The 19461-nt window shown below is 34.6% G+C and carries 16 protein-coding genes, 1 tRNA gene and 1 pseudogene; 10 read left to right on the top strand and 8 right to left on the bottom strand.

Annotated features, from left to right (window positions below):
• Positions 1-97: 97 nt before the first annotated feature.
• The 4 genes from ACICPZ_RS04995 to ACICPZ_RS04980 all read right to left on the bottom strand — a co-directional run bounded on the left by ACICPZ_RS04995 (position 98) and on the right by ACICPZ_RS04980 (position 4346).
• Positions 98-256 carry a hypothetical protein gene (locus ACICPZ_RS04995; RefSeq protein WP_153296804.1) on the bottom strand — a complete coding sequence of 53 codons (159 nt, stop codon included), beginning with the start codon at positions 254-256 and terminating at the stop codon, positions 98-100.
• A 35-nt stretch (positions 257-291) separates the two neighbouring features.
• Complete coding sequence (locus ACICPZ_RS04990; RefSeq protein WP_213862762.1) at positions 292-1635, bottom strand: alanine:cation symporter family protein; 1344 nt, start codon at positions 1633-1635, stop codon at positions 292-294.
• Positions 1636-1826: 191 nt separating this feature from the next.
• Positions 1827-2915, bottom strand: a complete 1089-nt coding sequence (locus ACICPZ_RS04985; RefSeq protein WP_264373697.1) for an IS481-like element ISWpi2 family transposase — start codon at positions 2913-2915, stop codon at positions 1827-1829.
• A 54-nt stretch (positions 2916-2969) separates the two neighbouring features.
• Positions 2970-4346, bottom strand: coding sequence for a hypothetical protein (locus tag ACICPZ_RS04980; RefSeq protein WP_395462154.1), 1377 nt, complete (start codon positions 4344-4346; stop codon positions 2970-2972).
• 302 nt (positions 4347-4648) lie between these two features.
• Between ACICPZ_RS04980 and ACICPZ_RS04975 the strand changes: the two are divergent.
• From ACICPZ_RS04975 to lpdA, 4 genes and pseudogenes are all read left to right on the top strand, one after another.
• Positions 4649-5480, top strand: a pseudogene (locus ACICPZ_RS04975) (IS5-like element ISWpi1 family transposase).
• A gap of 484 nt (positions 5481-5964) precedes the next feature.
• Positions 5965-6132 carry a hypothetical protein gene (locus tag ACICPZ_RS04970; protein WP_155968863.1) on the top strand — a complete coding sequence of 56 codons (168 nt, stop codon included), beginning with the start codon at positions 5965-5967 and terminating at the stop codon, positions 6130-6132.
• A 323-nt stretch (positions 6133-6455) separates the two neighbouring features.
• Positions 6456-6878, top strand: coding sequence for an IS110 family transposase (locus ACICPZ_RS04965; RefSeq protein WP_049973639.1), 423 nt, complete (start codon positions 6456-6458; stop codon positions 6876-6878).
• 75 nt (positions 6879-6953) lie between these two features.
• The gene (lpdA, locus tag ACICPZ_RS04960; protein ID WP_264373923.1) at positions 6954-8327 is read left to right on the top strand and encodes a dihydrolipoyl dehydrogenase; all 1374 of its coding nucleotides are present in this window, start codon (positions 6954-6956) and stop codon (positions 8325-8327) included.
• A 5-nt stretch (positions 8328-8332) separates the two neighbouring features.
• On the opposite strand, the gene ACICPZ_RS04955 is transcribed toward lpdA, so the two are convergent.
• The gene (locus ACICPZ_RS04955) at positions 8333-8725 is read right to left on the bottom strand and encodes a hypothetical protein (RefSeq protein ID WP_264329551.1); all 393 of its coding nucleotides are present in this window, start codon (positions 8723-8725) and stop codon (positions 8333-8335) included.
• Positions 8726-8794: 69 nt separating this feature from the next.
• Between ACICPZ_RS04955 and murG the strand changes: the two genes are divergently transcribed.
• Positions 8795-9826 carry an undecaprenyldiphospho-muramoylpentapeptide beta-N-acetylglucosaminyltransferase gene (gene murG / locus ACICPZ_RS04950; protein ID WP_264373925.1) on the top strand — a complete coding sequence of 344 codons (1032 nt, stop codon included), beginning with the start codon at positions 8795-8797 and terminating at the stop codon, positions 9824-9826.
• Here the strand turns inward: murG and gshB are convergent.
• Positions 9811-10740 (bottom strand): glutathione synthase, encoded by a 930-nt coding sequence (gene gshB, locus ACICPZ_RS04945; RefSeq protein ID WP_264329550.1) that lies wholly within the window; start codon positions 10738-10740, stop codon positions 9811-9813. The genes murG and gshB overlap by 16 nt on opposite strands.
• A 60-nt stretch (positions 10741-10800) precedes the next feature.
• On the bottom strand, positions 10801-11397 hold the full coding sequence (locus tag ACICPZ_RS04940; RefSeq protein ID WP_006279461.1) for a BON domain-containing protein: 597 nt from the start codon (positions 11395-11397) through the stop codon (positions 10801-10803).
• Between the two features lie 140 nt (positions 11398-11537).
• Between ACICPZ_RS04940 and ACICPZ_RS04935 the strand changes: the two genes are divergently transcribed.
• From ACICPZ_RS04935 to lon, 5 genes are all read left to right on the top strand, one after another.
• Positions 11538-11619, top strand: a tRNA-Leu gene (locus tag ACICPZ_RS04935).
• A gap of 158 nt (positions 11620-11777) precedes the next feature.
• Positions 11778-13112 (top strand): trigger factor, encoded by a 1335-nt coding sequence (gene tig / locus ACICPZ_RS04930; protein WP_155968869.1) that lies wholly within the window; start codon positions 11778-11780, stop codon positions 13110-13112.
• 11 nt (positions 13113-13123) lie between these two features.
• Positions 13124-13750, top strand: coding sequence for an ATP-dependent Clp endopeptidase proteolytic subunit ClpP (gene clpP, locus ACICPZ_RS04925; protein ID WP_006280254.1), 627 nt, complete (start codon positions 13124-13126; stop codon positions 13748-13750).
• A complete protein-coding gene (gene clpX, locus ACICPZ_RS04920; protein ID WP_006279985.1) occupies positions 13750-15027 on the top strand; it encodes an ATP-dependent Clp protease ATP-binding subunit ClpX in 1278 nt (425 codons plus the stop codon). The genes clpP and clpX overlap by 1 nt, the downstream gene beginning before the upstream one ends.
• A 15-nt stretch (positions 15028-15042) precedes the next feature.
• Positions 15043-17496, top strand: a complete 2454-nt coding sequence (gene lon / locus ACICPZ_RS04915; RefSeq protein WP_264373926.1) for an endopeptidase La — start codon at positions 15043-15045, stop codon at positions 17494-17496.
• Here lon and ACICPZ_RS04910 read toward each other — a convergent pair.
• Positions 17493-19289: an ABC transporter ATP-binding protein gene (locus ACICPZ_RS04910; RefSeq protein WP_264374053.1), complete on the bottom strand. Its 1797-nt coding sequence runs from the start codon at positions 19287-19289 to the stop codon at positions 17493-17495. The genes lon and ACICPZ_RS04910 overlap by 4 nt on opposite strands.
• Positions 19290-19461: the final 172 nt, after the last annotated feature.

The raw sequence follows: 19461 nt of genomic DNA, 5'->3' as shown, positions 1-19461 counted from the left end.
ATTATCACAAGCATTGGTTGAATTTTTATTAAGGAAGGTTGTGTTACTAATGTGATGACACAAGCTATTTTATGGTAACATCAAACGATTTAAGTTGTCATTCCAGTCTGGAATCCAGCCTTTCACGAACCCCATCAAAAATGTTGTGTTTTAACATAAGATTAGCTACTTTTATGCTCACTAACTTAGTGCCAATCAAGATTCCTGGATCCCAGTGTCTGGGCACTGGGATGACATCCTTCTTGGCGGAAATCACTCTTATATCACAACAGCTGCATAGCCTAAATTGCTTTAGCTATAGCTCTGTTTTTGCAACTTCAAATATCTGCTACTCATAGTAAACACTTCTGGATCTTGAGAGGTTAGCTTGAGTATAGCGAGTATGTTGATAAACAACAAAGCAGCAATCGAGATATCAGCAACATCCCATAGCAACCGGACTTTACCTATCGCACCAAGCGGAATGATCATGGTAAAAATTACAATCCAGATTTTAGTGTATTTATTATCCATAGACACATAGCGTATTGTCTGTTTTGAGCAAAAAAACCAAGTAAAAATAGTAGTAAAGGCAAAACAAAACATTATGGCCATAATTAAATAGTCAATATAGGGCCAATTCATAGCTTTTCTAAAAGCAAATATGCACATGTTAGTACTCTCTAAATCAGTGACCCAAGAATCTGTGACAAGCAGTACCATTGTTGTAATAAACACTATGAATGCAACTATAAAAGGCGATATTATTGTGATTAGGCTCTGTTCAATAATAAATTTATTATTATTTTTCTTAGGAACAATTGAAGAATGTACGATTCCTTCGAGGCCAAGCCCTATATCTGTTGCAAAAATACCTCGCAAAGTTCCAACTTGAATAATAGTCAACATTTCTAAAATCAAACCTAGAGATAAACCAGAGTTAAAGCTACTAGTTGTAAAAAAACTGCTTGTTATTAGTTTTAGAGAAGGAAGAATATTTTCACTAAATTTAAATAATATGATACCGCAAAGTGTGAGGTAACTTACCGTCATTATCGGTATCATAGCCGATATAAAAATTTTAATTTTTTTTAAGCTGAGAGCTGCAACAACAAAAAATATTATGGCCATTACAATGCCACCAATGACTACAGGCACATCTATCATGTTAAGTGGTATTGATAGAGAATTTACCTGAACAAGGTTACCAACTGTTATTGAAACCATTATCATAACAACTAGAAACACAATTGTAGCTTTTCTAGAGTTAAATGCATCAGCCATGTAGGCTACAGGGCCACCTATAAACCGTCCGTTCTTTTCCTTTCTGGTTTTTATACTTAGATAACAAGTGACATATTTTATCACAGAAGTGATAACAATAATTATCGCCATCCACAAAATAGAGCCCGGTCCTCCGGTTTTTAGAGCAACAGCAGTTCCTGAAATATTTCCTACTCCTAAATTTCCCCCTAAAATTGTAAACAGAGCGGCTATAGAAGAAAATTTATTTTCTCCTTTTTTAGCTCCAAGGAGTGAAAGGGCGTATGGTAATCTAAATACCTGTAGCCATTTTAGTTTAATCGATAGGTAAACACCAGCAACTAGCATGAGTAATATTGTTGGCAGTAATAAAACAAACTTTACTGTATCCATCTGTAAAAGTGAGATTTTTATTTGAGTATACAACAAAAATTGAAAATACCTAACCTATTTTCTATGTATGACTTCGTTTCCGTCATTCTAGAAACCTTTTCTTGTCATCCAAGTAGCGTGACACATAACTGTACGAACATTGTAATATGGTACAATGTGTAAAAGACAAGATTTGATCTGACAGACAAGAATTAACTGACAGAAGAATTGAGGTAGTCAAAACTAATATCAGGCTCTTGTGTAATGCTACTAATATTTTTCTGAAAAGCAATATATTTGCTATCAAGAAAAGTTTGCATAGGCGTTTTGCCATAGCAATATTTACCCGAGTGAGGTCTTGTCTCATTATAAGAACGCAACCAATGATCAACATCAATCTGTAGATCTTCCAAAGAACTGTAGATTTTCTTTCTAAAGATGATATTGTAACACTCATCTTGCATGGTTCTATGAAACCTTTCACATATGCCATTAGTCTGTGGAGAGTTGGCTTTAGTTCTAGAATGATCGATGTTTTCTATGCCCAAATAAAGCTGATAAGCGTGATTTTCGGGCTTGCCACAATACTCCGTACCCCTATCAGTTAAAATGCGTAATAATGGAATTTTCTGCTCATCAAAAAATGGAATAACTCTATCGTTGAGAAGATCTGCAGCTGTAATAGCTGTTCTGTCCGTGTAAAGTTTAACCATTGCAACTCTGGAATAAGTATCAACAAAAGTTTGCTGATAAATGCGCCCTATACCTTTGATATTGCCCACATAATAGGTATCTTGAGAACCCAAATAACCTGGATGTTGCGTCTCAATTTCACCATGAGCTTCCCTTTGTTCTTTCACTTTTTCTAAAGCTGCAAGTTGTTCTTCAGTTAAAATGATTCCGTCTTGAGCTACTTTTGTCTCTAGTGCTTTAAGTCTCTTTTTGAGAGTTTCAAGGTCATTTCTTAGCCATACAGACCTTACTCCTCCCTGAGAAATTATTATACCTCTTTTTCTCAGTTCATTTGCAGCTCTTTCTTGCCCATATGCTGGAAATTCTGTTGCTATACTAATCACTGCTCTTTCTATATCGTCGGAAACTCTGTTTGCTAATAGCGGTTTTTTCTTACTTATTTCATGTAATGCTTCCTCTCCTCCATTTTCATATAACTCCTTAAAGCGATAAAATGTATCTCTTGAGTATCCCATCACTTTGCATGCTTGAGACACATTTCCTAGTTGTTTTGCTAGTTCTAATAATCCTAGCTTTGGTTTTAATATTTTTGTCTGTATTGTACTCATATCTAACACTCCTTTATTTTTATTATTTTTAACTTACTTTTTTAAAGTGTCAGGTCAAGTCTTATTTAATACAGATAAGAAATTACTGGGTTGCTGAGTATCCTCTTCGGCTGATTCTGGTTCAGGCTCTTTTCCTGCTGTGTCATCCACATCTTCTTCAGGTTTACTTCTGCTTATAAGTGTCTTATCTAACCATTTGAATATATTCTTGTCTAGATTATGAAAATACATTTGACTTATCTCCTTATTTTCATCAACGTAAATCACTAAAGTTGTATTCTCATTCCCCAATCCATCACATTCACTAACGAGCGATTCATGAGAGTTCTTAATGTCTTTGATAAATTGAAGTTTTTCTTCTTCTGCTGAAAGATAATCTCTGTGTTCTGCTCTATAAGTGGTGCCTTTGTATTTAAAACTAAACATTGATTCACGATCTTCATATTCATCTAGTCCAGAATTCTTGACACGTTGTATAATTTGAAATTTCTCTGCTTCTGAAAGGTCCTTGAGGTATATACTACCAGTTGTATCTTTATATTTAAATTTAAACATCCATCCATGGTCTTCATATTCATCTAGTCCAGAACTCTTGACACGTTGTATAATTTGAAATTTCTCTTCTTCTGAAAGGTTTAGGCGGTATACACTACCAGTTGTACCTATGTATTTAAAAATAAAACTCCATCCATCGTATTTATATTCATCTACACCCATCTGCTTGCAAATAGCTTTATAATTTTTTTCTTCTACTTCTCGTCCAACAACATTTGCTATGAGTTCAGTATCCAGAATACTCAAAGTTTGGACTGTTGCCGATGGTGAAAAACACAATTGAAATATGTGGCCTAGCTCATGACCTAGAACAAAATCCATGGCACTTTGCTTATATGTCAGAATATTCTGACAATCTGTTACTCCTCGTGTAATATATCCTGGACCACCATCTTCATCTAAGCCGAGAAGATTGTTATACTTTGTATAATCGCTTCTATTATTAAAAATGTGAACCGTTATATTGTAACTTGCATTACTATTTTTCAAGCAAAACTTTTCTTTAAATGCTTCATAGGCAGTTTTAATGTCTGTTTCTATTTGGTTTTGTTCCTGCTCAGATAAGTTGTCGTATTTTATAGTACAATTTATATACCCGTATTTAACGGTAAAGCTGTTAGACAAAACATCATGTATATTTGTGGAAAAATAATTGAACTGCTTTGACTCAGCTTCCTTATACAATTGATGCCCATATTTATCCCTAGAATACTTTGGTAGTTTAGGTACTTTGGCAATTAAGTTTTTGTTACTATCAAAAAAAGAAATATCAGAATTACCAATCCTAAAATCCTTTATAGATTGCCCGCAAGTGCCATCATTTGCACAATCATGATTATCTTTCTTATTAAACCATGCGTTGGTGTATTTTTCCATTTTGATACCTCACTACCAAACCTTACTATATTATTATCTTGGTAAAAATCATAATAATTCGTTAACTTGTATTTTAAATCTGTATCAAATGTGCTTTTCTCGTAAGGTATCAATTGTGAAGTAATTAACTTTATTTGTTTAAAATTTTGCTAAAATAGCTCTTTTTATACTATGTTTTATATAGCTAAACTGACTTAGATTTACTGACAATTTGAAAAACAAAAATTCGTCATTCCGCTACTAGAGGTTGTCCGGAAACAAGTAAAAGGCTATAATATCTGAAATTTTAGTACGGGGTAAAGATGAGAAAAAAGTATCCAACAGATCTAAGCGAAAGGGAATGGGCAAGAATAGAAAAACACTTCAGAGTATCATACAAGAAAGGAGGAAGGCCGCCAAAGTATAGCAAAAGAGAAATATTAGAAGCAATTTTCTATGTATTGCGTACAGGGTGTCAATGGCGGTATTTACCAAATGATTTTCCGCTATGGAAGACTGTGTATGAGCAGTTCAGGCAATGGAAGAAGCAGGGAATTTTTGAGAAAATGAATTATGAAATTACAAAATATAGTAGAAGAAAAATAGGAAGGAATGAGCAGCCGAGTGCCTGTATAGTAGATAGTCAATCTGTAAAGACTACAGAAAAGGGGGGATCAAAGGCTATGATGGAAGTAAAAAAGTAAAGGGTAGAAAAAGGCATATAATTACAGACACTCAGGGTTTTATACTAGGTTGTTACGTAGGCGCTGCTAACGAAAATGATAGAGATGGTATTAAAATAGCATTAAACAATATGAGAACAAAATATACTAAAGTTAAAAAAATGTGGGCTGACATGGGATACCAAGGAAGAAATTTAAAGAATCACATAAAGGAAGAATATGACATAGATATTGAAATTGTTAAAAGGCCTCCATGTAGATTTGGGTGCACAAAGATACGCCACCTGAGCTACTACCAACAAGAGAACAAGGGTTTAAAGTACAGCCAAGAAGATGGGTTGTAGAAAGGACTTTTGCTTGGGTTAATAGGAATAGAAGGCTATCGAAGGAGTATGATTTACTCACAACATCCACTGAGAATTTCATATACCTAGCTATGAGTAGGGTTATGTTAAAGAGGGAATATGCTTGAATTTACTAGTTTCCGGACAACCTCCTATAGTATTTTCTAAAACGAATGATAAACGTCTAAAATGGTATTACCAACTAAAAGGTGTAAGTTTGTACATTGATGCATTAGAGGTCTGAGGCGACTTTTGATGGTGTGCCAACAATGCTCTATCGGATTTAGATCTTACTATTACCCACAAATATAAATGTTTGTTGCATAGCTCTTAATGGCATAACTTTTGCTTGAAATAACTGTTTATATGGTGCAATTTACAGCTTTTAGTTGCTAAAATTATAACTCTTAGTTTAATAATTTTAATCTAATAAGCTTTCAGGTTAATAAAATTAAATTATTTGAGTAAATACAATACTATGTTTTTATTTGTGGGTAATAGTAAGGCTTAAAGCAAAATGTAGTACGAACGGTAGGTGGATCTAAAAGATCGAATTACAATCCTGTATACAGCATTTTGCATTATTGTTTGATTATATTTATAGGTACAAAAATGGCTAGAATAATTTTCATGGGAGTAGATGTTTCCAAGGAAGCATTGGACATCTCAATTAATGGCAAGCATAAGCGCATAGCAAACGTGAGTGATGCTATATCTAAGTTTATAGAAACAAATATAGTCGATTTACCCATCAAGTTATGTGTAAGCTGGTGGCTATGAAAAGCTCATTATAAAATTGTTGCAAGATAACTGTCCATAAAGCTCACCCGAATCGGGTATATGCATTTGCCAAAGCTTGCAATCATTTTGCAAAAACTGACAAGTTAGATGCTAAATTACTGGAAAAATACGCTGAATTTGTCAGTAAAGACGGTGAAGTAAAAGGATGTATAATTTCACAAAAGCAAGAGGAATTAAAGGAGCTGGGGGCAGTTGAGCGTAATTTAAATGATGCAATTCATGCAAACAAGTGTCGCCTGCAAAGTGCGACGGGAAAAGCTAGAGAATACATAGAAAGACAGATAGGGTTTGCTGAAAAACAATTGAAAGAAATTAGGCAAGACATAGAAGACGCAATAGCTGAATTGAAAGGAAAAAATGAGCTTTTAATCAGCTATAAAGGTATTGGATCAAAGACGGCGAGCGTTCTACTGACAGAGGTGCCTGAGCTTGGTAGATTAGAGAATAGAGAAATTGCATGCTTAGTTGGAGTTGCACCTAAAACTAGTGAAAGTGGAAGAAAAGTTGGCAAAGCTCAAATCAAAGGAGGCAGGTTTTATGCAAGGAAAGCACTATACATGTCAGCTCTTGTTGCTATGCGCCACAACAGAAAAATGAAAGCGTTTTATCAGCGTTTGGTTGATTCTGGCAAAGCTGCTAAGGTTGCATTAGTTGCTGTCATGAGAAAAATTATCGTTTGTTTAAATGCCATGATAAAAAATAACAACTTTTATCTTGACTCTTAAGACGGTAGATGACAGACCATTGATTGTATGGGTTCCATCTGTTATATATAATCTTTTTGAATACGAAGAAAACTGATGAATGAGTATGATATTACGGTTATAGGTAGCGGTCCTGGTGGTTATATAGCGGCAATTAGGGCGGCACAGCTTGGGTTTAAAACTGCAATTGTGGAAAAAGAAAAAAATTTAGGCGGTATATGCTTAAATTGGGGATGTATACCAACAAAATCACTGCTTAGAGCATCTGAGGTTTATAGGCTAATAAAAAGATCAAAAGAGTTTGGTATAGAAGTAAAGGGAGCGAATTTTGATATACAATCAATAGTGAAATACTCAAGAAACGTTGTTGATAAATTGTCAAGCGGTGTTGCATATTTGATGAAAAAAAATAATATCAAAGTTCATCAAGGTTTTGGTAAACTTGCAGGCAATGGTACTATAAAAGTCGTTAGCGATAAGGAAGAACAAGAAATTGTTTCCAAGCATATCATTTTAGCAACAGGCGTGAGGGCACGGAATCTGCCTGGAATAGAGGCAGATGGAGATTTAATATGGAATGCGCAGCACGCTATGACTCCAGAGAGATTACCAAAATCGCTACTAATTATAGGGTCTGGTGCAATTGGAATAGAATTTGCAAGTTTTTATAGTACTTTGGGTGTTGATGTAACAATCATAGAGATAAAGAGCACTATTTTGCCGCTGGAGGATAAGGACATTTCAGATTTAGCACAAGAAATATTCACAAAACAGGGGATAGAAATATATACAAGCAGTAGCGTAAAAGCTCTTACTAAAAGTAAAGACTCTGCTCAAGTGCTACTAAGTAGTGGTGAAAGCAAAGAATTTGATAAGGTGATTGTTGCGGTTGGAATTCAAGCAAATATTGAAAATATAGGTTTAGAAAATACAAAAATTAAATTAAGCCCTTCTGGTTTTATTGAAACGAATGAATGGTATGAAACTAGTGAATCAAATGTGTATGCAATAGGTGATGTAGCTGGCCCACCATGTTTAGCACATAAAGCGAGCCATGAAGCCGTGATCTGCATTGAAAAGATTGCTGGTAAAAATGCTCATGCGTTAAAAAAAGAATGCATACCAAATTGCACTTATTCTCATCCACAAATAGCGAGCATCGGCTTTACTGAGGAACAGGCAATAAAAGGTGGGTATGATATAAAAATAGGAAAATTTCACTCTAACTTTAATGGTAAGTCTGTTGCACTCAGTGAAACTGAAGGGTTAGTGAAAACGATTATAGATAAAAAAACCGGAGAAATTCTGGGTAGCCACATGATAGGTGCAGAAGTAACGGAGTTAATTAGCAATTTTGCTCTTGCAAAGCAACTAGAAGGAACAGACTTCGACATAAAATCTACGATTTTTCCTCATCCAACCATTTCAGAGATGATACATGAATCAGTGCTTGCTGCAGATGTTAAATAGTTGAACTAACGTTCCATCGTTTTAGAGTTGTCAATGTCTTGAGTAGTAGTTTGATTAGGCACTTTAGTTTCAATAGATTGATTACCACCAGCATCAGAATTCTGTAACTCTTCTTTCAATCCCTTAGCTGCTTCTTTAACTTCAAGCTTTGCCTTTGGATGAAGATCTTCTGGGCCTTTTCCTTTAGTATCCAAACCTTGTTGTAGATTAGTGTTTTTCATTTTATTATACTGCTCGTGCTCAGGTAGGTCAACGACCGAATTGAAAAGAATTTTTATTATATTTTTTAGCAGTTCTAAAAAACCTCCGCTTCTGCCTTCTCTTTGTTCTTGAGGTTTATTTTTCTCATTAGGTTCTTTTTTACTATTACTTTTAGGCATTTTTAACTCAACTATCATAACGCTTAATAAAATTCTACGTGCAAATTGTTAAATAACAGTTAACAATCTAGGATTTATTATTTACAGATGGATATTATTTTAGCAACAGGTGGCACAGGTGGGCATATCTTTCCGGCCATAGCTTTAGCAAAAGCACTAAAGATACAAGGATACAATTGCATATTATTCACTGATAAAAAAACAAATAAAAATACCGACATAGAAAGCTACACCTTACCATTACGTAGACCAAGCAGCAACAAATTTAAGTTTTTCCTTTTCTTGATATACAGCTCTATGTTAGCACTGTATCAAGTAAGAAAATTAAAACCAAAATCGGTCATTGGTTTTGGTAGCTATGCTTCTTTTCCAACTCTTCTTGCAGCAAGAGTTCTTTCTATACCTATAATTTTACATGAACAAAACACAGTTTTAGGGAGAGTAAATAGATTCTTTTTCAAGAGTGCAAAATTAATTGCAACCAGCTTTCCGGAGACTAAATATGCAGAGGGCAATAAATGTATTTTTACAGGAAATTTTGTTGATATAAAAGCACAGAGCCATTCTAGCACTGAGAAAATCCTAAATATATTGGTCATAGCAGGCAGCCAAGGTGCAAATTTTTTTGATGATGTAGTAAGCAGCGTAATTTGTGATTTACCTATTAAAATGAAAAAGAAAATTAGAGTGACGCAGCAATGTACGAAGAAAAATGTAAACAAGGTCAAAAGTCTATACAAAAGTGAAAAGATCGATTGTGAATTGAGTGAATTTTTTGATGATATGGAGAATAGACTGGCCAATGCTCACTTGGTAATTAGCAGAGCAGGAGCAACTTCAATAGCAGAGATCACTCTTGCTAGGCGTTCTGCTATATATATTCCTTACCCTTACTCAAAAGATAATCACCAATTTTATAACGCAAAATATATTGAAGACTCGAGAGCAGCTATAATAGTTGAGCAGAATAGTGAAGCAAAAAAAAATCTAACAGAGGTACTATTTGATCTATTAAATAATTCTCAAAAATTGCGTGATATGACCAATAGTACAGAAAAAACAGGGATAAAGAATGGGACTACTGAGTTTGTTAAGGTGATTGTTCACAGGTTTAGTTGATGGCTGCTTGCTTTTTCTTCAAACACGTCCCAAAGATCCTTTTCTAGCGATATATTATACAATTTATTGATATGAACTACTCCCGTGGGTGAAGTTGTGTTAATTTCGAGCAGGAAGTCATCTATAATATCAATACCAACAAATATTAGCCCTCTTTTCTTTAATTCAGGACCAATTTTGTTACATATTTCATTGTTTCTATCGTTCATTTGAGCGGGCTCAAAACTTGCTCCAAGTCGCATGTTTGTTCTGATCTCTCCACTGATTTTTGGAATTCGTTTCATTACACCAATTGGTTGGCCATAAAGTAGCAATATTCTTTTATCTTTATCTATGTTTTTACAAAATGATTGTGCAATCACAGGGCATTCGTATTTTGCTATCATGAGATCCACTACTACATGAATACTATTCTCATCTTGTATTCTTATCACATCGTTTCCTCCATAACTATACAATGGCTTCAGAATAATATCTTGATAGTTGTAGTAGAAATCTCTAATCATTGATATATTTTCAGTAATCAAAGTTGGCGGAATTAGCTCTGGAAATAATGAAGTTATCAATTTTTCAGGACAATTTCTTATTTCTGTTGGATTGTTAATTACCAATGCGCTGGTTTTTTCTAAGATATATGTTGTTGTAATATAACGCATATCAAAGGGTGGATCCTGTCTGATAAATATGATGTCCATTTCATTCAAGTTGATTGCTACATCCTCTTTAGAGATAAAACTAAAATCATCAACGCTGACTTTCTGAGCCAGAGCAATTGGATGGTTTAGCTTTAGTGCTAAATTGTTAGGAGCATAGACAAAAACTTCGTGCTTCCTCCTTTGTGCTTCCTTTATTAGCACGAATGTAGTGTCAGTTTCAAAATTTATATTTTCATCCATCTGAAAGGCAATTTTCATTTATGTTCTCTACCTATTGTCACAACTGTACAAATGTTATAATTTGAAAGCGATTTTTGCCTAATGGCGTAACTTACTGTACCTGTATCGTACATAACTTACAACTTGTTTTACTCCCTTTACTTTTCTTGCAATTGCTATTACAGCTTTTAATTCCGCTTTATTTTGGGCTATACCCATCAAATAAACAACTCTATCAACCGTATTAACGCTATAATTAATTGACTTAATATTTCTTTTTCCCAGGAGTCTTGTTCTTATTTCCGCTGTTATCATGCCATCTACAGTGGTGTCTAGCATGGAAGCCATTTGAATTGGTATTACTCTTATTTCATTTATCACTTCTTTAATTTCTTTTTGCTGCCAAGCTATTTTTTCTGCTGTAAGTTGTTTTTCAGGAGTGTCAACACTTCCAATGAGCAATACTCTTCCTTCACTTACTTTAACCTTTATGGATGAAAATAGCCCATGTTTTAAGAGCCCCTTATTAATTCTGATGACCATAGTCGTATCATCAATGATATTTCCCAAGGATTTGTCCTGCATTGTTATTGCTGTTGCTGTCGCTGTAGCCACCACACCACCTATTATAAGGGTTGTGCAACCACTTTGTGTAATCAAAAAAATTGCGAGCAAGAAGCTTGTTATTAATCTCATTATTGATTTTCAGGGTTTAGAGCTTTCATTAAGAAATGTTAATAAGCTTTTTTGATTGTGTAAATACCATAAATTAAGTAAGACTTTAAACCTTGAATATTTTTAATGGAATACCTATAATAGGGTACTAAAAATTTCTTGCGGATATGGCGGAATTGGTAGACGTGCCAGGTTTAGGTCCTGGTGAGCTTGCTCGTGGGGGTTCAAGTCCCTCTATCCGCACTTTAAAGTCATGTAACTTAGGTTTTAAGGGAAAATTTATAATCACTAAATACACTTTTGTTTGTGTAAAAACCTGTTCTTAAGGATTGTGTTTAACTTAAATTCTGGTAAAATGACTCTATTAAGATATGAATTAAAATGTTAATAAATGAATTATGATGTCTAATAATATACCTCAAAATACAGTCGAAGTAAGTAGCGTATATACCTACAAAGAGCTTAGTATAGATAAACTAAAGTATGAGTATGAAATCACAGTTGGTAGTGATTATATAAAACAAAAGGTAAATTCCAGGTTGCAAGAGATAGCAGAAAATGCAAAATCACCTGGATTTAGGGCTGGAAAGATGCCCTATGACCTTGTTGTTGCAAATTATAAAAACGAGGCTTTGGAATATGTGATAAATAATACAATTGATTATTGCTCAAGTGATTTGATGAAAAAAATTGAAGTCAAGTCTCACATTTATCCTAAGGTTGATGTTATATCATTACCAGATCTGGGCAAAGAAAATGAGGAGGGCAATTTTGTATACAAGCTATCTTTTGAGTCGATGCCTGAAGTACCGATGATAGATCTTGACAAAATAAACTTAAAGAAAATTGAAGCAAAGATTGAAGAGGAAGATATAAAAGAATTTATTGATTCTATCAAAACAAAGTTCCCCAATTTTGCCTCTGTTGATGATGCTTCTTATCAAGCGAAAGATGGGGATAAATTGATAATTGATTTTGAAGGGCGGATTAGGAATAAGCTCTTTCAAGGTGGAAGTAGCAAAGATTTTGCCGTTAATTTAGGGTCTGGCACATTTATTAATGGTTTTGAAGATCAATTAACTGGTATGAAAAAGGGAGAAACAAAGAACTTTAAGTTGAAATTTCCTGAAAATTACCAAGCCATTTCCCTTGCAGGACAGGAAGCTGATTTTTCTGTGCGAGTTAATGAGATTCAAATTGCCAAAGATTTTGAAAATGATGATGAAATAGCTAAGAGTATTGGGTTTAAAGATTATTCTTTGCTAATAAATCATGCAAAAAAAATGATTGGTGATCAGTGCACCGAAATGAGAAATCTCTTAATTAAAAAGGAGCTGTTTGATTATTTGGATGCTAATTATAGTTTTGATTTACCCACAGACATAGTAAAACAGGAGCAACAAAGAATGGAAGGAGAATTGGGTGCTCAAAATGATTCTCGTAAAGAAGCTGAAAAACGTGTAAAGCTTGCTATGTTATTTATGAAATTTAGTGCAGAACATAAAATATCATTAACTCAAAATGATGTTTTGAGTGTTATTGTAAATCAATATGTCAGTAAAGATGTGCAATTTGACAGAGTACTTAAGCATTTTGAATCAAATAAACAATTTCAAGAATTAGTTAGAGGGCAAGCGCTTGAGTATAAAGTGACAGATTATATAATAGAAAAAGTTAGTAAAGAAGAGCAGATTGTTTCTGTGAAAGAATTAAAGGAATTATTTGATAATATTTAATAGGAAAAGGTATGACTCTTATACCAATTGTAGTTGAACAAACTAGTCGCGGTGAGCGCGCTTATGACATATATTCAAGACTAGTGAAAGAAAGAATAATTTTTGTAACAGGTCCTATTGAAGACAATATGGCCAGTGTAATAGTAGCACAGCTTTTATTTTTAGAATCGGAAAATCCCGATAAAGACATTTGTATGTACATCAACTCACCAGGTGGTGTTGTAACTGCTGGTTTGTCGATCTACGATACAATGCAGTATATAAACCCAGACGTTTCAACTTTATGTATAGGTCAAGCTGCGTCTATGGGTTCTTTATTGCTTGCAGCTGGTACAAAAGGTAAGCGCTACTCTCTACCTCATTCAAGAATTATGATACATCAGCCATCTGGTGGTTATCATGGTCAAGCAACTGATATAGAAATACATGCTAATGAAATTTTGCGGGTTAAGAAAAAACTAAATCAAATTTATGAAAAACATACTGGAAATTCACTGAAGAAAATTGAAGGAATGATGGAAAGAGATAAATTCATGGATCCTGAAGAAGCAAGGAAAATTGGCTTAATTGACAGGGTGATAGCTGAGCGTACAGATATTGAAATTGAAAATATTAAAGTTAAACAAAAGGTGGGTTAATGGATAACAATAATGATTTACACTACTGTTCTTTTTGCAACAAGGCGCAAGATGAAGTAGATAAATTGATTACTAACTCTTCGGATGGTTTAAAGGTGTTTATTTGTAATGAGTGCATAGAATTATCCCATAAAGCAATAAGTCAAAAGAAAGATAGATCTTTTAATTCAGATCGTATATCTGATATGAAGCTATTACTAAAGAAACCTGAGGATATAAAAAACTTTCTCAGCAAGCATGTTGTAGGTCAAGAACACGCGCAACACGTTTTATCTGTAGCTATGTATAACCATTGTCAATCCATGGTACAATTTCATGCTATAAGTGATATTGAAATCGAGAAGTCAAATATAATGCTTATTGGTCCCACTGGTTCTGGTAAGACTTTGCTAGCCAAAACACTTGCTAAAGTTTCAGATGTGCCATTTGCTATGGCTGATGCGACAACTTTAACTGAGGCAGGTTATGTGGGTGATGATGTAGAAAGCGTGTTGTCGCGTTTATTACAAGCTGCAAATTATGACGTTGTAAAAGCACAGCGTGGTATAGTGTTTATAGATGAAATAGACAAGATTACAAGAAAATCTGAAAGCACTTCAATAACCCGTGACGTTTCAGGTGAAGGGGTCCAGCAAGCTCTGCTTAAGATTATGGAGGGTACAGTTGCTTATGTTCCGCCACAAGGAGGGCGAAAACACCCACAACAAGAGTTTATACAAGTGGATACTAGTAACATACTGTTTATTTGTGGAGGAGCTTTTGAAGGCCTCGATAAAATTATTGAAGCGAGAAAAAAGGGAACGTCAGTTGGCTTTGGAGCAGATATAAGTCAGTCTAAAGAGCAAAAGAAAAAGAATGCTTTACATGATGTTCAACCTGAAGATTTAATCAAATTCGGTTTAATACCCGAATTTGTAGGGCGGGTTCCAATAACTGCTGTTTTAGATGAGCTGGATCATGAAGATTTAATACATGTGTTGACAGAGCCAAGGAATGCACTAATAAAACAGTACAAAGCATTGCTTGCGTTTAGCAAAGTAAACCTTGAGTTTTCAGATGAAGCAATATCAGCTATTGCTAAAAAGGCTATAAGCTACAAAACAGGTGCAAGAATGTTACGTGCTATCTTGGAGTCACTTTTGCTTGACATTATGTATACATCTGGAAACGGAGGCTTTGAAGGTAGCACTATAGTAATCACTAAGAAAATGGTAGAATTAGGAAAAGCAACGGTTAATCATAATAACAATGGCAATGTTATAACGGTTAATGATTAATTTGAGGCATATATTATGAACATTGAACGTGCTGTAAGCTCTAGTTTTACTGCATTGCCAGTATTACCTTTAAGAGATGTAGTAATTTTTCCAAATATAATGGTGCCTTTATTCATAGGCAGAGAAAAATCTGTTAATGCACTAGAGTATGCAATAAGTAGTAGTAATCACCAAAATGAGATTTTTCTTGTAGCACAGAAAGATGGCTCTGTTGATAATCCAGAGCCTGAAGATCTTTATGGAGTAGGTGTGTTAGCAAGCATTGTACAACCGTTAATAAAATTACCTGACAATGCAGTAAAAGTTATAATCCGGGGGATAAGAAGGGGAAGAGTTGTAGAATATATTAGCTCTCATACTTTATTACAAGCCAGGGTAGAGTTAGACAATTATTATAAAGAAGATGAAGACAATATTGATTTAGAAGCTTTAAGGCGGTCTGTTGTAGACGCGTTCGATAGCTGGTGTAAGCTAAACAAGAAAAATCAACCCGAGGTTGCCATTAACTCCATTGATCAAATCAAAGAAGTTGATCAACTTGTAGACACGGTAGCTTCACATTTAAATATAAAAGTATCAGATAAACAAAGTATACTTGAGGCTTATGACCCAGAAGAGCGTTTAAAAAAAGCTTTTGCTTTTATTGAGAGAGAAATGAGTATTTTGAACGCACAAAACCGTTTATATAAGACAATTAAATCGCAAGTTGAAAGCACTCAGAAAGTTTACTACCTTAACGAGCAATTGAAAGCTATACAGAAAGAATTAGGCGAATTTGAGAATGGTGATGAAGGGAATATACTCAATGAATTTGAAAAAAAGATAAATGAAACAAAGCTTTCTCAGGAAGCAAGAGAGAAAGCTATAACTGATTTGAAGAGATACAAGAAAATGAATCCCATTTCTCCTGAAGCTACAGTTATATCTAGTTACTTGCATTGGTTGCTTGAGTTGCCATGGGGAAAGTACAAAGATGCAAAAATTAACTTAAATGCAGCTAAGAAAATCTTAGATGAAAATCATTATGGCATAGAGAAAGTAAAAGATAGAATAATAGAATTTTTAGCGGTATTAAAAAGAGTAAAAGAGATAAAAGGTCCTATACTTTGCTTAGTTGGACCGCCAGGTGTTGGTAAAACTTCTTTAGCTAAGTCTATGGCAAGAGCAGTAGGAAGAGATTTTGTTCGCATAGCTCTTGGTGGTGTGCGTGATGAGTCTGAGATACGAGGGCATAGGAAAACTTATATTGGCTCAATGCCTGGTAAAATCATTCAACACATGAAAAAAGCTAATTCATGCAACCCGCTTTTTCTGCTTGATGAAATAGATAAGATGGGTTCTGATTCGCGTGGCGATCCTGCATCTGCATTACTTGAGGTTTTAGATACTGAGCACAATAAACACTTTACGGATCATTACTTGGAAGTTGAGTTTGATCTTTCAAGTGTAATGTTTGTAGCTACGGCAAACAGCTTAAATTTACCACATCCTTTGCGTGATAGGATGGAAATTATACAATTGTCCGGGTATACTGAAGATGAAAAAATCAGTATTGCTACACACCACCTTATTCCGAAGTTAAAGAAGGAGCATGGTTTGTATCAGAAGGAATGGGACATAACTAATGAGGCGTTATACGAGTTGATACGTTTATATACACGTGAAAGTGGTGTGCGGAGTATGGAAAGGGAGCTTGCAAAGCTCATGAGAAAGGCAGTTAAAGAAATATTGACTGATAAAAATAAGAAAATATCCGTAGGGGTTGACAATTTACAAGATTATTTAGGGGTACGTAAATATACCTTTGGCATTGCGGAAAATGAGAGTTTAGTAGGAATAGTAACTGGGCTCGCCTATACTGAAACAGGTGGTGATATTTTGATGATAGAATCAGTCCTAATTCCGGGCAAGGGAGAAATAAAATACACAGGAAAGCTTGGAGAGGTTATGCAAGAATCTATAAAAGCTGCGTATAGTTATATTCGATCAAATTGTTTGTTTTTTGGTATAAAGCCCGAAAAATTCCAAAATAATGATATACATTTACATGTACCTGAGGGTGCAGTACCAAAAGATGGCCCTTCTGCTGGCGGCGCGGTATGTACGTCTATTGTTTCTCTTATGACGAATATACCAGTTAACAAAAATGTTGCTATGACAGGCGAAGTGACATTGCGTGGTAGAGTTTTAGCTATTGGGGGCTTAAGAGAAAAATTGCTTGCAGCGCTCAGAGGATCAATCAAAACTGTGATTATACCAAGTGAAAATGAGAAAGATATGCAAGAGATTCCGGCAAGCATCAAAGAGGGGATCAACGTAGTTTTTGCTAAGAATATTGATGAAGTTATGAAAGTTGCTTTAATGCACCCTACTACTCCAATTGATGGTGATGATAATCAAAATAGTGTGCCTTCCTCTATAGAAAGTAAAGATGATACTTTTCCTATGTCGGAAACATTGAAGCATTAGATTAAAAAAATATTATCAATCTCCATTTCTCTTTTATCCGGCAAAAATCCACCAACTTGCGCATTCCATAGGGTCTTATACATTCCGTTTTTATCAAGAAGTTCCTGATGCGTGCCATCTTCTAAAATCTTACCTTGATCAAACACTAAAATGCGATCCATATGCAAAAGCGTAGATAGGCGGTGGGCTATTACTATTGTAGTTTTATCTTGCATCAACTCCCATAGAGATTCTTGAATATTACTTTCAGTCACAGAATCAAGCTGTGAAGTTGCTTCATCCAGAATTAATATAGGAGCATTTTTTAAGATAGCTCTGGCAATTGCGATACGTTGCCTTTGTCCACCAGAAAGTTTCACACCTCTTTCACCAACGAGTGAATCATAACCTTGGGGTAATTTTGAAATAAACTCATGAGCATGTGCTTTTTTTGCCGCTTCAATTACTTCATCATCGCTAGCATTTGTTTTTCCATAGCGAATATTCTCCATCAAAGTCCTATGAAAAAGCGATGGATCTTGTGGGATCATTGCGATTTTTGCACGCAAAGAATCCTGCGTAACATTACAAATATCTTGATCATCTATGAGAATTGCACCATCAGTTACATCGTAAAGCCTTAATATCAGGTTCACAAAAGTAGATTTACCACCACCTGAATAGCCAACAAGTCCTACCTTCTGTCCAGCTTTGATAGCGATTGATTTATTCTGGAAAAGAGGTTCGGTACCATCGTAATGGAATTTGACATTATTAAAAGTGATTTGCCCACTATTACATTTGAGAGAAACTGCATCAAGTTTATCCTGAATTTCGCAATGTATCATTAATGAAATTAAACTTTGCTTACATCTACCGACTGCTTTATTGAATTCATCGACCTCTGACATGGTGAACCACATCATATGTCCTGTTTCCATCGATAAACCTAATATTAAAGCAAAATCACCTATAGCCACTAAGTTTTTGCTGTAAAGATAAATTAGAAAACAAGCAGAAGAAGCCATCATAATGGCTATTAATCCTCCTTGTATGGAGTGCATGATAAATGAGTAAAAATGGGTTGCTGTATACGCTTTTTGCTGATTACACAAAAATGGAATCATTCTTGAATTTTCATAAGACTTTCTAGAAAAATTTCTGACATTACTTTGATTAGATAGAGAATCAACCAGCTCACCTATCACTATCGATTCTTCTTTAGCTTGAACATCAGACAGCGAAATAAGCTTTCGTGACATCATAATGCTTGCACTTGCAAAGAATATGAACCAGACAACCAATATGAAATAAAATATAGAATTTACAGAGTAAGCAGCTATAAAAGCAGCCAACAACAATGAAGCTCCTCTTAAGAAATTCGGTGCAACTCTGCTTATCAGAATTTCAATTCCATCTGCTAGATTAGTAATTTGTCTTGAAATTTTTCCTGATAAATTATCCTGATAAAATTTATTAGATTTTCCGAGTACATGATCCATCACTTTTCCAATGACACTATTAATAACAACAGGAATAAATCTACAGCGTATATAACCAATTCCTCTCCAAGTGAAATTATCAAATACGATAAAATTCACGACAATCAGGCTTGATGGTAATATTAAAATTGAAATATCTCCATTCTGCACATGTGGTAGAAGGTTGATGATGTTCTTAATCAGTATGCTGTTCAATGGTCCCCAAAATCCCGCAAAGATTGCAAGGGAAACAAAAATCGAGACCGATAATTTGTATGGCTTCAAAAAATGCCAGATGAAAGAATATAAAGTTTTAGGTAGCTGATGATTCATTTGAACATTCAATTTCTTCACTTTCCTTTTTATCTGGCAAAAACCCACCAACTTGCGCATCCCATAAGGATATGACTTGCTTTGTTGTTATGTCATTCATATTTTTTACTTATTCTATCTCCCAGTTTTATTCAAGTAGATGATAACAATCATATTATAATAGTCCTTTTCA

This window comes from Wolbachia endosymbiont (group A) of Melitta haemorrhoidalis (assembly GCF_964273365.1).
GTDB lineage: Bacteria > Pseudomonadota > Alphaproteobacteria > Rickettsiales > Anaplasmataceae > Wolbachia > Wolbachia pipientis.
The sequence above is the reverse complement of the archived record's forward strand: the minus strand, read 5'-3'. Positions and strand labels throughout refer to the sequence as shown.